Origin of the sequence: Pseudooceanicola sediminis (assembly GCF_003575965.1) — a bacterium.
Taxonomy (GTDB): domain Bacteria; phylum Pseudomonadota; class Alphaproteobacteria; order Rhodobacterales; family Rhodobacteraceae; genus Pseudooceanicola; species Pseudooceanicola sediminis.
The window spans coordinates 1-12,199 of the sequence record NZ_QWJJ01000023.1; the positions used below are offsets into that span (position 1 = coordinate 1).

12 protein-coding genes and 1 pseudogene are annotated in these 12,199 nt (G+C 62.8%); 10 read left to right on the top strand and 3 right to left on the bottom strand.

Annotated features, from left to right (window positions below):
* Positions 1-226 precede the first annotated feature (226 nt).
* Positions 227-826: an MFS transporter gene (locus DL237_RS19125; RefSeq protein WP_233545070.1), complete on the top strand. Its 600-nt coding sequence runs from the start codon at positions 227-229 to the stop codon at positions 824-826.
* A gap of 239 nt (positions 827-1,065) precedes the next feature.
* Here the strand turns inward: DL237_RS19125 and DL237_RS19130 are convergent, their stop codons facing one another.
* Positions 1,066-1,962: a LysR family transcriptional regulator ArgP gene (locus DL237_RS19130; RefSeq protein ID WP_119400655.1), complete on the bottom strand. Its 897-nt coding sequence runs from the start codon at positions 1,960-1,962 to the stop codon at positions 1,066-1,068.
* A gap of 98 nt (positions 1,963-2,060) precedes the next feature.
* Between DL237_RS19130 and DL237_RS19135 the strand changes: the two genes are divergently transcribed.
* Together DL237_RS19135 and DL237_RS19140 are read left to right on the top strand one after the other, a co-directional pair.
* Complete coding sequence (locus DL237_RS19135; RefSeq protein WP_119400656.1) at positions 2,061-2,672, top strand: LysE/ArgO family amino acid transporter; 612 nt, start codon at positions 2,061-2,063, stop codon at positions 2,670-2,672.
* Between the two features lie 241 nt (positions 2,673-2,913).
* Entirely contained in the window at positions 2,914-3,240 is a 327-nt protein-coding gene (locus tag DL237_RS19140) for a helix-turn-helix transcriptional regulator (RefSeq protein WP_199672175.1), read from the top strand.
* 163 nt (positions 3,241-3,403) lie between these two features.
* Here the strand turns inward: DL237_RS19140 and DL237_RS19145 are convergent, their stop codons facing one another.
* Positions 3,404-4,351, bottom strand: a complete 948-nt coding sequence (locus DL237_RS19145; protein WP_119400657.1) for a YihY/virulence factor BrkB family protein — start codon at positions 4,349-4,351, stop codon at positions 3,404-3,406.
* A 916-nt stretch (positions 4,352-5,267) separates the two neighbouring features.
* Positions 5,268-6,197 carry a LysR family transcriptional regulator gene (locus DL237_RS19150; protein WP_233545071.1) on the bottom strand — a complete coding sequence of 310 codons (930 nt, stop codon included), beginning with the start codon at positions 6,195-6,197 and terminating at the stop codon, positions 5,268-5,270.
* A gap of 145 nt (positions 6,198-6,342) precedes the next feature.
* Here DL237_RS19150 and DL237_RS19155 point away from each other — a divergent pair, with 145 nt between their 5' ends.
* From DL237_RS19155 to DL237_RS19175, 7 genes and pseudogenes are all read left to right on the top strand, one after another.
* Complete coding sequence (locus DL237_RS19155) at positions 6,343-7,269, top strand: MFS transporter (protein ID WP_199672177.1); 927 nt, start codon at positions 6,343-6,345, stop codon at positions 7,267-7,269.
* Between the two features lie 12 nt (positions 7,270-7,281).
* Complete coding sequence (locus DL237_RS20770) at positions 7,282-7,449, top strand: MFS transporter (RefSeq protein ID WP_199672179.1); 168 nt, start codon at positions 7,282-7,284, stop codon at positions 7,447-7,449.
* Positions 7,450-7,452: 3 nt separating this feature from the next.
* Positions 7,453-8,295, top strand: coding sequence for an SDR family NAD(P)-dependent oxidoreductase (locus tag DL237_RS19160; RefSeq protein ID WP_233545072.1), 843 nt, complete (start codon positions 7,453-7,455; stop codon positions 8,293-8,295).
* A pseudogene (locus DL237_RS21095) lies at positions 8,280-8,714 on the top strand (SDR family NAD(P)-dependent oxidoreductase); the annotation flags it as partial. The gene DL237_RS19160 and the pseudogene DL237_RS21095, both read left to right, overlap by 16 nt.
* A 47-nt stretch (positions 8,715-8,761) precedes the next feature.
* Positions 8,762-9,079, top strand: a complete 318-nt coding sequence (locus DL237_RS20900) for an SDR family oxidoreductase (RefSeq protein ID WP_233545073.1) — start codon at positions 8,762-8,764, stop codon at positions 9,077-9,079.
* Between the two features lie 11 nt (positions 9,080-9,090).
* On the top strand, positions 9,091-9,843 hold the full coding sequence (locus DL237_RS19170; RefSeq protein ID WP_233545074.1) for an aldo/keto reductase: 753 nt from the start codon (positions 9,091-9,093) through the stop codon (positions 9,841-9,843).
* A 790-nt stretch (positions 9,844-10,633) separates the two neighbouring features.
* Positions 10,634-12,136 carry an amidase gene (locus tag DL237_RS19175; RefSeq protein ID WP_119400660.1) on the top strand — a complete coding sequence of 501 codons (1,503 nt, stop codon included), beginning with the start codon at positions 10,634-10,636 and terminating at the stop codon, positions 12,134-12,136.
* Positions 12,137-12,199: the final 63 nt, after the last annotated feature.

Here is a 12,199-nt window from a genome sequence, read left to right on the forward strand (position 1 = left end):
TGGAACACCACCACACAAACAGGCCGGACAGACGACAGTACTGACAAAAATGACCGCAGAAATCGCCAAAAAACTCTTGCAATGCAGGAGCCACCCAAAGCGGAGCATTCGGTCTGCGCAGCTTTGCTGCGCTGGCACTGGCCGTCATGCTCGGCATGCTTTTAGTACGGGTTGAATTGCGCACCCGTCTCCGCTGATCCATTTGGCGCAGCTGCGTAACCGGCGGATGATCGGCAGCCTTTTCGCCAACACCAGTGCGGCCAGCGTGATCATGTCCGTGCTGGCAATCGGGCCTCCCTACCTTTTCGGCGCACTTGGGTTGGGCGCCGCCGCAGTCGGCCTTGTCGTATCCGTTGGCCCCGTCATCGCCGCGCTCAGCGGTGTGCCTGCGGGCTTGCTGGTCGACCGTTTCGGACCACGGCGCATGATCGTCATGGGCCTCGGGTGTATGACGCTTGGCCTTGTCAGCCTCGCTCTGACCTCACTTCATTACGGCTTGGCCGGGTACGGCGCGGCGATGTGCGTTCTCACGCCCTCCTACCAAGTCGTTGTGGCGGCAAACAACATGTCTGTCATGTCCGGTGTCGAAGAAGATCAGCGGGGGGCGATCTCGGGCGTGCTGACGCTGTCGCGGAGCCTGGCCCTCACGACAGGCGCGTCGATGATGGGGGCAATCTTCGTCTACTCGTTAGGCGCCAGCGACGTTGCAACAGCTTCGCCGGGTGACATCGCGAGCGGGATGCGGACCGCTTTTCTGATCGCTGCGGTGCTGACCCTGTTTGCGACACTCATCGCGAAGGCAAGCCACCCGGCGCGACCCAAGTGAAAAGCAAAATGACGGACGCTGCGCCTAGAATGTCGCGCGACTTTCACCTCAGCGTGGGCCGGGCGGGGGTCATTCCTCGATGACAGGGTCAGGTCGGGTACAGGGCGTTCATGCCCCGACCACCTGCGCTGACGGCCAGCGTGCGGACCATCGGTGCCTCAGCCTCGCTGGCACCGATACGGCGGGCCACGTGCCCTTGGGACCGGGTCACGGTGAGGCAATGGTTTGCCGGGCGATTGCTATGCCAGCTCACGACGCGCCACGGCCAGGATGCTGCGCGTCAATTCGGTCAGCTGATCGGCGGCCAGCCTGTTGATCTGCCAGAACAAAGCCCTCTCAAAGCCGAGACCGGGGACAAGTTCCACAAGATCCCCGCGTGCAATATGTTCCTCGGCAAGCTTGGCCGGATTCAGCGCCCACCCCATGCCGGCGATGCTGCCCTGCAAGAAGCTTTGCGTCGATGGCAACCAATGCGTCGGAAATGCCAGGTCACGCCCAAAGACCTGGCGGGCCCAAGCATGCTGAAGCCGATCTTTCTGATTGAACGTCAGGGCTGGCGCCAACTGGAATGAGCCTGCGGTGACCCCATCTGGAAAGTGCCGAGCGACAAATTCGGGACTGGCCGTGGCCTTGTACCACAGCGCCCCAAGTGGTGTGACGCGGCACCCCTGCACTGGGCGCTCCAGCGACGTCACCGCGGCAAGCACGCGCCCGCGCCGCAACCAATCCGCCGTGTGCTCCTCGTCGTCGATGGAGACATTCATCAAGTAATCACTGGATTTCGCAAAGCTCGCAATGGCGTCGAGGAACCAAGTTCCCAGGCTATCGGCGTTCGTGGCCACATTGATCGTCACCCGCGGCATGGCTTCGCCAGGCGCGGAAAGCTCTGGCAGATGCTCCAACAGGTCTTTTTCCAGCATCCCGACGCGTTCCATGTGCCGGCACAGCCAGAGGCCCTTGTCAGTCGCGACACAAGGTACACCGCGTTCGATCAACACGGTACCGATCCGTTCCTCGAAAGTCTTGACCCGCTGAGAAATGGCCGAAGGTGTGACATTGAGGGTCGCGGCCGCCCTTTCAAAGCTGCCGGTCCGGACAATTGCCATGACGGCACGGGCTGCCGCATAGTCGATCATGAGTTAGAATTCCTTAAGATGGATAAGTAGCCTTAATTTGTCTAATCCGCTCACCCGTAATAGCACAAGGCAGGCATTAGCGGAGCGGACCGACCCTCATGAACTTTTATGTATTTCTGACCGGCATCATGATGAGCCTCGGGCTTATCGTGGCCATCGGCGCGCAGAATGCGTTCGTCCTGCGGCAGGGCCTGCGAGGAGAGCATGTGTTGGCGGTTTGCCTTGCCTGCGCACTATCCGATGCAGTCCTGATCACCATCGGCGTAACCAGTTTTCAAACCGTGTCTGACTGGCTGCCGTTGCTGGAACCGATCATGCGCTATGGCGGCGCCGCATTTTTGATCTGGTACGGTGTCAGAAGTTTTCTGTCAGCTTTGCGTTCGAACGCAACACTTGAGGCAGCGTCGTCCGACGGTGTGAGCGACATGATGCGAACCCTGATCGCATGCCTCGCCATCACCTGGCTGAACCCGCATGTCTATCTGGATACCGTCGTGTTGCTTGGGACAATCTCCACACAGTTCGGCAGCGACACGGCCTCTTTCGCACTCGGTGCGATCCTGGGGTCCTTCATCTTTTTCTTCGCACTCGGCTACGGAGCAACCTGGCTGCGACCGGTTTTCGAAAGCCCGACTGCCTGGCGTATCCTCGAAATGGTCATAGCGCTGGTAATGTGGACAATTGCAGCAACCCTGCTGGTCGGCTCTTGAAGACGGTCACCAAGGCCGGTCTTTCAACACAGACTGAGAAGTTGTCGACATCGACGCCCGCCGAGCGCTCGAGCGAGGGGTCAAAATGTGGACACGCTGCGCAACCCATCCCCCATCTGCAACAAAAACACTCCGCAGCGCCCGCGCATGGCGCCGCTTGGCCCGCAACACACCGGAATGAAGACGACCCCCAGGGTCGAATTGCAATGAACTCTGCGATGGCGAGGCTACCCACACGGCGTTGACCGTCGATATCCTGCGCAGCATCTCAGAGGTTCTGGGCGAAGACGCACTCGAGCGGATCATCGACGCCCGCGAGTCAACGACCCAAGCCCTTTACAAGGAGGCCATGGCCGGATGCGAAACCCTTGGCGCACGGGTCGAGAAGCTGGCGGAGATACGCAATCTGGAGGGTTACATGGCGGTGGCCGAGCGCGACGAAACCGGTGAATTGTGTCTTGTCGAAAACCATTGCCCGAGCTGCGCTGCAGCGTCCTTTTGTCAGGGATTTTGCCGCGCCGAGCAGGCGGTCTTCGAGGCCGTGCTTGGCGATGGCGTGTCGGTCTAACGGGTCGAGCATATCGTCGGCGGTGGCCGTCGCTGTACCTATGTCATCCGCGAGACCACCCCATGACCGCAGTATAACCGTAAAAAGCGGCTCCCCCTAGGGCCAAGGATATCTGGGGCGTAATTGCAGACGCTCGACTGGCACGTGAGCGCGGGCCTATTGGTCACAAGCCCTTGTCTGTCCGCAGGGACTGCGCCAGACGCCGGATTCTGATGGCCCGGTTAAGTTCGCCGCCGAAAATCAGGATCAGGGCCGCGAGATACATGAAATAAAGCGCTGCAATGATTCCCGCGAGGCCCGCATAGTAGCTCGCATAGGCCGCGAATTTGGCCAGATAGACCGAGAAGGCCGCAGTCAGGACAATCCATCCGCAAACTGTAAAGAGCACGCCCGGCCAAACGCTGGAGAACCGGGTGCGGCGTGCAGGCAGAATGACGTGCGCCGCAAACAGCAAGGAAAGGAAGATGATCCCGGCCGCCGGGTAGCGGATGAGACGGACCGTGACAGAAGCTGGATCGAACCCAGGCATGAGCTGATGCAGCCATGAGCCCGCCCTGGGCGCCAGCACCAACAGGTAACCTACCATAACGAGGGCAAATCCTGAAATGAGGACCACGCCGGCCTGGATCACGTAGATCAGGATACCCGAGCGCGTTTCCCTAATGCCATAGGCGCGGTTCAGACCCACGCGCACACCGTCCACCCCACCAACCGCGAACCAGACAGTCAGCAGGATACCGATGCTTAACACGCCGCCACGCTGCGCGGTCATGACCTTCTCCACTTCCGAGACGATCGGATCGGCGATGACCGGCGGCACGATCTCGATCAGGAAAGCAGTCAGGTCGTCCGCCATTGAGCGGTCGCCGATGAAGGCCGTCAGCGAACTCGTAAAGATCAGAAACGGAAAGATCGCCAGCAGCATGCGAAAGGCCACGTTGCCGGCAAGACCGAAGGCGTCGTCGCTCCACAGCCGCAGGACAGCTTCGCGGGCCACTGCCACGGCCACACGCCAACCCGACCCCGTTAGCAGAACCTCAGGGCGTTCACTGACAACGCCGTGGGTCAGGACGGTGTCGCGGAGGGTCTGGTGATCGCGGTTGGGGCTCATTCGCATCTTTCTTTCGTACAAGGCGAGGCGACAGGTAGTTGTAGATCGCGACTTTCCCAGCATATCAGCTCATCCGGAAATCACATTAGTTTGCCACAGCGCGCTTTACCTGTGCATCAAGGGCTGGTCCATCGACGCAGGCTTGACGTGCCCCCGGACGTGATTGGATGGTTGATCCGGCACTTGCCGCCAGAACATTTCATGTCGGCCATCCTCCCGGTCGTGCAGCGCGGCAAAACCTGGGATACCGCCTATGGCACCTGCTGTTGAGCAAAACGCATTTTCAAGAGCCGTAAGAGCCGTGCGCACCATTTCTGATGAGCGAACGCGCGCATTTCAAGCGCGATCCGAGCCAAACGTCTTGCGCCGCAGCAAAGTGACAAGGGGATGTCTACGCGCCACCCCGGCACATCGGAGCCGGTGTGCCACTGTTTTGCGCTCACCTCACCACCTCGGCGGCATTGGCACCCTGCGGCCGAACGGTAGACCCAGATGACCGATACAAGGCGATACCCCCTTCCCCTGAACAGACCGCGCCAGACAGCACGTAACCTCGTGAAGCTCTGCCGATCACTTTTCCAACCGCAGGAGTTCTTCATCAACCGGACGAACGAAGAACAGGAACACGTCGTCGATGCGAGGGTGTCTGCGATGTTCAAGCGCGAGCGCCCGACTTCAGCAACCGCTGAAAGTCCACCCGATCCACGTTCACGACGACCTCACTGGTGGCACGACCGGTGGGCTGGGATCGGGCCTGCCGTCGGTGGAAGCAGGTCATTTTTCACATTATGACCCATGCGCGATACTTCTGCGCAGGACCTTGGGGCCAACGGAGTGCGGATGGCGGCGCAGCTGCCAGCACCGCCATCTGCGCGTGTTCAGATACGTTTTCATGGTGCGCGCCGGGATCGACCGATCACCTCGGGTGGCCACGCTGAATGACCCTCAGCAAGGCGCGAAGCGCCTCCGGCAACTGCCGACGGCTGGGATAGTATAGGTGGAAGGCGGGCCTCATCGACCACCACTCGGGCAGGACATGGACCAGGCGACCATCGGCGAGCTGCGGACGGATGCGGTCTTCGAGCGTGTAGCAGATCGCACCGCCGGTTTCGGCGATGTCGAGCGACATGGTCGTCTCGTTGACGATGACTGCCCAGTCGAGCGGCAGCACGACCTCCTCGCTGCCGCGCTCCAGCTCCCAGTTGTAGATCCGCCCGGTTCCCATCCGCAGTCCGATGCAGCGGTGCGCCCTCAGATCATCGGGATGATGCAGCGGCGGCGCTGCGGCCAGGTATTCGGGCGAGGCGACCGCCAGCCAGCGAAGGTCCGGTCCCAAGGGCAGCGCGATCATGTCCTCGGGGACGGTGCCGCCATAGCGGACACCGGCATCGAAGCCTTCCTGAACGATGTCGATCACGTGGTCGTTGATGTCGATTTCGACCCGGACCTCGGGAAAGGCACGCATGTAGTCGGCAAGCACCGGGGCCAGGACCAGGCGGGCGGCGTCAGTGGGCACGTTGAGCCTGAGGTTGCCGGCAGTTCGGTCGCGGTAGCGGTTCAAACCTTCGAGGCCAGCCTCGATCGCCTCCAACCCCGCCTGAACATCGGTCAGCAGTTCGCGCCCGGCCTGGGTCAGGGTCACGCTGCGGTTGGTACGGTTGAACAGGCGCACGCCCTGCCGCTGCTCGAGCCCGCGCATCGCATGGCTGAGCGCAGATGGTGACAGGTCAAGCTCGGCCGCGGCCTTCCTGAATCCGCCTGACTCGGCGATGACGCGAAAGAAATTAAGGTCGCCCAGATCGGTGCGGTTGAGGTTGATGGCAGCTCCTTTGTGCCCATGTAGCACGCTTTGATGTGAAATTCATTCATCATCGCGTGCAATTCTGTTCGCCTAATCGAGATAGGGTCGCGCCTCTATGTCTTGCTCCGAATCCAAGACAGGCGCCCCGAATGACTATCATCGCGGCACAGATCGTCCTCGCGCTCGGGGGGTGTTCCTCGGAACCGCCGAATTCGCGGCCATGGGGCTGCTGCCGTCGATTGCCGAGACCCACGCGGTGGACATGCCTACGGCTGGCAATCTGGTAAACCTTTACGCCCTTGGCGTGGTCGTGGGTGCGCCGCTGCTGACCGTGCTCACCGCGCGGATGGAAAAGCGCAAGCTGCTGATGGGGCTGGCTCTGCTGATCGTGCTGGGTAACGCCGGTTCGGCACTGGCGCCGAGCTTCGGACTGAATGAGCTGGCGCGCTTCGTCGCGGGGCTGCCGCATGGGGCCTATTACGGTGCGGCGGGCCTCGTGGCGGCATCCCTCGTGCCGCGCGAGAAGCGCACGCAGGCCATCGGCCACGTCATGCTGGGGCTTGACGCCGCGAACGTGGCGGGCGTGCCTCTGGTGACATGGATGGGTCAGGTCTTTGGCTGGCGCTCGGCCTTCGGGCTGGTGGCGGCAGGCGGTGTGCTGCTCTTCGTGCTGCTGCCGCTCGTGGTGCCGACGCGGCCTGCGGAAAAGGACGCGTCTCCTCTGTCGGAGCTTTCGGCCTTCGGCTCGATGCAGGTCTGGCTGACGCTGGCGACGGCGGCCATCGGCTTTGGCTGCATGTTCGCGGTCTACAGCTACATCAGCTCGACGCTGACCGAGGTGACCCGCCTCGCCGAGGCGCAGGTGCCATGGATGCTGGCCCTGTGGGGGCTGGGCATGGTCGTCGGCAACACCGCCGGGGGCTGGCTCGCGGACAAGTCCCTGACCCGCGCGATTCTTGGCTTCTTCGTCTGGACCATCGCGACGCTGGCGCTGTTTGCCGCCGTGGCCAGCTCGGTCTGGCTGGCGGGACTTTCGCTCTTTCTCGTGGGCATCGGATTTGCCCTGGTCCCTGCGCTGCAGGCCCAGCTGATGGACGCAGCGCCGCGAGTGCAGTAGCTGGCCTCCGCCATGAACCACTCCGCCTTCAACCTGTCGAACGCCATCGGCGCATGGACAGGCGGATTGGCCATCTCCGCAGGGCTCGGCTGGGCCGCCACCGGCTACGTCGGCGCCGCCCTGGCGCTGGTGGGCCTCGTCATCTTTGTCTTTGCCCAGAAACTTGACCGAAAGGACTGATCAATGCCCCGTATGAAAGACACCCTCGCCCCCGGTTCCGTCACCGTCATCACCGGCGCCGCTAGGGGCATTGGCGCCGCCATCGCCACAAATCTCGCGGCGCGCGGATTGAAGCTTGCGCTGTTTGATCGCGATGCAGAGGCGCCAGAGGCGCTCGCCGGCCGCCTCGACACCGAAGTACTGACCGTCACCGGCGACGTTTCCCTGGCCGAGGATTGTGAACGCCTGCACCGCGCCGTGACCGACCGCTACGGCGCCCCCCACCTGCTGATCAACAATGCCGGTATGATGCACCGCCCCGGACCTTGGGCGTCGCCGGAGGAATGGCGCGAGGTGCTGGACGTGAACTTTACCTCGGCCCTGCGGATGCAGCACCTCTTCGTGCCGGATATGATCGCAGGCGATCAGCCCGGGGTCATCGTCAACCTAGGCTCCAAGGAAGGAATCACGACCCCGCCTGGGCAGGCCGCCTATTCGGTTGCCAAGGCCGGGATCAAGGTCCTGACCGAGCAGCTGGACCACGCGCTGCGCACTGCCACCGACGGCCGCCTGTCGGCGCACCTGCTAGGGCCGGGCTACACCTACACGCCGATGAACTTCCCTGACACGCAACCTGGCGACGGCAAGCCAGACGCCCCGTGGTCGGCCGAACAGATGGTCGATTACTTCATGGCACGGCTGCAGAACGGCGACTTCTACATCCTCTGCCCGGATAACGAGGTGACGCCCGCGATGGATGCCAAGCGCATCCGATGGGCCGCCGAGGACATGGTGCTGAACCGCCCGGCGCTGTCGCGCTGGCACCCCGAGTACAAGGAGGACTTTTCGCAATGGATGAAATCGTGAAACCCCGCGCACTCATCACCGACGGCTCCGCCGGGATCGGCCTCGAAATCGCGAAACTGCTGGCCGAGTACGGTCACGACCTGATCATCACCGGCTCCAGCGCCCGCGTGCAGGACGCGGCGGACAGCCTGCGGACCCTCGGGGCGGATGTCCTTGCCGTCCGGTCGGACCTGTCGCGGCAGGACGGCGTGCGCGAGGTGGTGCAGGCCGTCCGCGGGGCCGGGCCGCTCGATGTCATGGTGCTGAACGCCGGAATCGCAGTCGGCGGCGCCTTTCTCGACATCGCGCTGGAGCGGCACTTGCAGCTGCTGGACCTGAACATCGGCTCGACCGTGCGGCTGTGTCATGCGCTTGTGCCCGAGCTGATCGAAACCCGCGGCAAGATCCTCATGGTCAGCTCGATCTCGGCCCTTGGGCCCTACGCCCTACGCCCTATGAAAGCGTCTATGGCCCTTCGAAGGCCTTCATGTCGTCGTTCGACCTTGGTCTTCGCGAAGACCTGCGCGACACCGGGGTCAGCGTCACGCTGCTGCATACCGGTGCCACCGCGACCGAATTGCACCACCGCGCCGGCATGGATGCAACCCACTTTGGTGACAACAGCTGGAAGAACGATCCGGTGCTGGTCGCCCGTCAGGGGGTCGAGGCGATGCGGAACGGCGTGAACAGCGTCATCGGCTGCGATGAGGCGACGCAGAAGGCCGGGGCCGAGCGCAAGTTCCAGTCCGAAGAGGACAAGGCGCGCCATCACGCCGAACACACACGGCCGCCCGCGGCCAAGTGAAGGAGAACAAGATGCACAACGTAACCGCAAACGGTGCCGCGATCCCCGCACTGGGCTTCGGCACCTTCCGGATGGAGGATGCAGAGGTGGCCGCCGTGCTGCCCGAGGCCCTGAGACTGGGCTTCCGCCACATCGACACCGCCCAGGTCTACGGCAACGAGGCCGCCGTGGGCGCCGCAATCCGTGCCTCAGGCGTGCCGCGGGACGAGATCTTCCTGACGACGAAAGTCTGGGTCACCGAGTTCGCCAAGGCCGATTTCCTGCCCGCCGTCGAGGAGAGCCTGAAAAAGCTGGGCGTCGACCACGTCGACCTGCTGCTGCACTGGCTGCATCGCAACGACACCCCGCGTGCGATGCAGATTGCCGAACTGAACAAGACAGTGGCAAAGGGCATGGCCCGCCACATTGGCGTCAGCAACTACAACGCCGCCAAGATGCATGAGGCGGCTGAACTGTCCTATGCGCCGCTGACCGCCAACCCGGTGGAGTACCACCCCTATCTCTCGCAGGCCGCGATCCTGAAGGCCTGCAAAGAAATGGGCATGGCGTTGACCGGGTATTATGGCATGGCCGACGGCCTCGTGCCGCAAGACGAGGTCCTGAAAGACATCGGCGCCGCGCACGGCAAGACAGCCGCCCAGGTCGCCCTGCGCTGGCTGGTCCAGCAGCCGCGCGTCGTGACCCTGTCAAAGACCGCGAAGCTCAAGCGGCTACCCGAGAATTTCGGTATCTTCGACTTTGACCTGAGCGCCGCCGAGAGGTAGGCCATCCACGACCTCGCCCGCCCCGAAGGGCGGATCATCTCGCCGGAGGACATGTCCCCCGAATGGGACTGACGTCTGTCGCTATCGGCTCTGGGCGCAAACATGCCGCACAGAAGGGGTCGACAAGGTATCAACGAACAAGAACGTTCGTTGATACACATGCCCACTTGGCAGAGTCAGCGCTTTGTCACCCTACCTGTTGTGAGTAGGCATGGCAGCCACCCGGCGCACGCCCTGCCTTGGTGTTCCGACAGGTTTGGGCCCTCACCCTGCGAATGCATTCACTGAAAACTCTCGGCAGAGCCATCGCAGCAAGTCACGATCCGGCTAGCATCGGCCTGTCGCGGTATTCGCAGAAATACCTTGAACCGATAGGACACCGACGCCAGACTGCTTCTTGCCGATACCATCAAGGAAGACGCTTCAGCAGGCACCCCGGCAGACCCTCGACATCCACCTTCGGCAATATGGTTTGATCATAATACCCAAGCCCTACAAAAGCATCGAAAAAAAGGTGGCGTCAGGCCATGCACTTCTCAAACCAACTCAATCTGCGCCCTATTGAGTATGGTTGCCATCGGGCATCCGCGACGCCGAAATTCTCTTGCTTTTGCTGGGCGTTCAAGCGGCCTGCTCCGGCGTCTTTTGGGAATCGCCGAGACAATTGAAACTAAATTGAACATCGTTCAATTGTCGCGTATCTTGGTTGGGAAAGTACTGACGGCATGTGCTCTGGTTTATCACGCACCTGCCCGCTGCCCCTTGGCCATCTCAATCATGGACATTCCGCATGACCTCACTCCCGACTTCTCCCGCTGACCTTAGTGCGACCGAGGCGCGCGACCTCATCGGCAGACGCGCCCTCTCCAGCAAGGAACTGGCCGAGGCCTGCATTGCCCGGGTCGAGGCAATCGACCACGCGGTCAACGCCCTTGTCGCGCGAAATTTCGAGACGGTGTTGGCGGGCGCCAAGGATGCGGACGAATCACTCGCGAAAGGTGACCCTCTTGGACCGCTGCACGGATTGCCTTTTGCGGTAAAGGACATGATTGATGTCACGGGCCTGCCGACGACCTTCGGGTCGGAGCTGTTTGCCGGCGCTATCGCAAAGGGCGACGATCCGATCGTTGCCGCGATGCGCCGCGCCGGAGGCCTGCCCCTGGGCAAGACCAACAACCCGGAGTGGAGCGCTGGCGGCAATACGCGCAACCGGGTCTATGGCGCGACGGCCAACCCCTATGACCTGACGCGCACCTGCGCGGGTTCGTCGGGGGGATCGGCGGTGGCGCTGGCCTGCGGTTATGCTCCACTGGCGACCGGATCGGACACGGGCGGATCGCTGCGCAATCCAGCGGCCTATTGCGGGGTCGTCGGCTTTCGCCCCAGTCCCGGCGTGGTGCCGGGACAGTCGCGCGGCATGGGGTTCATTCCGCTGTCGACCTCTGGCCCGATGGCGCGCAACGTGGCCGATGCAGGGCTGATGCTGTCGGTGCTGGCGCGACCGGACGCGCGCGACCCCTATACCACGGTGATCGACGGGCAGACATCCTGGGATCCTGCGGGGTTTGCCGCCCTGCCCCGGCGCGACCTGTCGTCGCTACGCGTTGCCATGAGCGAAGATTTCGGCTTTGCCCCGACCGAAGCGCTGGTGCGTCGCCAATTCCGCAAAGCCACCGCCGCACTGGCTCCGTTCCTTGGGCGGGCCGAGGAGACGACCCCCGATTGCACCGGCGCAGACCGCATCTTTGCCGTACTGCGCGGGGTGCTGTTCGTCGGCCAGCATGGCGCTCGGCTGGATGCGCACCCGGACAAGATAGGCCCGAATGTCACCGAGAACGTCATCGAGGGGCGCAGCTTTACCGCCGACGACATCGCCTGGGCTCTGAGCCAGCAGAGCGCGTTTTACCTGCGCTGGCAGGACTGGTTCCGCGACTGGGATGTCATCGTTACCCCCGCCGTCACGATCAGCCCGCGCGACTGGCACGAGTTGTACCCTGCCGAGATCGACGGCGTGGCGACGCAGAGCTATTATCACTGGCTGGCGATGGCCTATGCCTCGTCCCTCGCTGGGCATCCCTCGATCACGATCCCATGCGGGCACGACGAAAACGGCATGCCCTTCGGCTTGCAGATCATCGGACGACGCCACGCCGACCGCGACGTTCTGGCGGTTGCGGCCGAGGTCGAGGCTGTGCTGGCCGGGCTGTCGGACTTCGCACCGAAAGGTCCGGATCTGGCCGCCCTTGCCGCCGCGCGCCCGCTGTCGGAATCAGAGGGCTTCCTGAGCTTCTGAGCCAAGACATAGAATTGAAAAAGGGCGTCCGGAGGGGCGCCCTTTTTTGGTGCTGGTGCGGGA

Bases quoted from the DNA above. Each gene is read 5' to 3' on its own strand.
- DL237_RS19125 (WP_233545070.1), top strand. From the start codon at position 227: ATGATCGGCAGCCTTTTCGCCAACACCAGTGCGGCCAGCGTGATCATG.
- DL237_RS19130 (WP_119400655.1), bottom strand. From the start codon at position 1,962: ATGATCGACTATGCGGCAGCCCGTGCCGTCATGGCAATTGTCCGGACC.
- DL237_RS19135 (WP_119400656.1), top strand. From the start codon at position 2,061: ATGAACTTTTATGTATTTCTGACCGGCATCATGATGAGCCTCGGGCTT.
- DL237_RS19145 (WP_119400657.1), bottom strand. From the start codon at position 4,351: ATGAGCCCCAACCGCGATCACCAGACCCTCCGCGACACCGTCCTGACC.
- DL237_RS20770 (WP_199672179.1), top strand. From the start codon at position 7,282: ATGAACCACTCCGCCTTCAACCTGTCGAACGCCATCGGCGCATGGACA.
- DL237_RS19160 (WP_233545072.1), top strand. From the start codon at position 7,453: ATGCCCCGTATGAAAGACACCCTCGCCCCCGGTTCCGTCACCGTCATC.
- DL237_RS20900 (WP_233545073.1), top strand. From the start codon at position 8,762: ATGTCGTCGTTCGACCTTGGTCTTCGCGAAGACCTGCGCGACACCGGG.
- DL237_RS19170 (WP_233545074.1), top strand. From the start codon at position 9,091: ATGCACAACGTAACCGCAAACGGTGCCGCGATCCCCGCACTGGGCTTC.
- DL237_RS19175 (WP_119400660.1), top strand. From the start codon at position 10,634: ATGACCTCACTCCCGACTTCTCCCGCTGACCTTAGTGCGACCGAGGCG.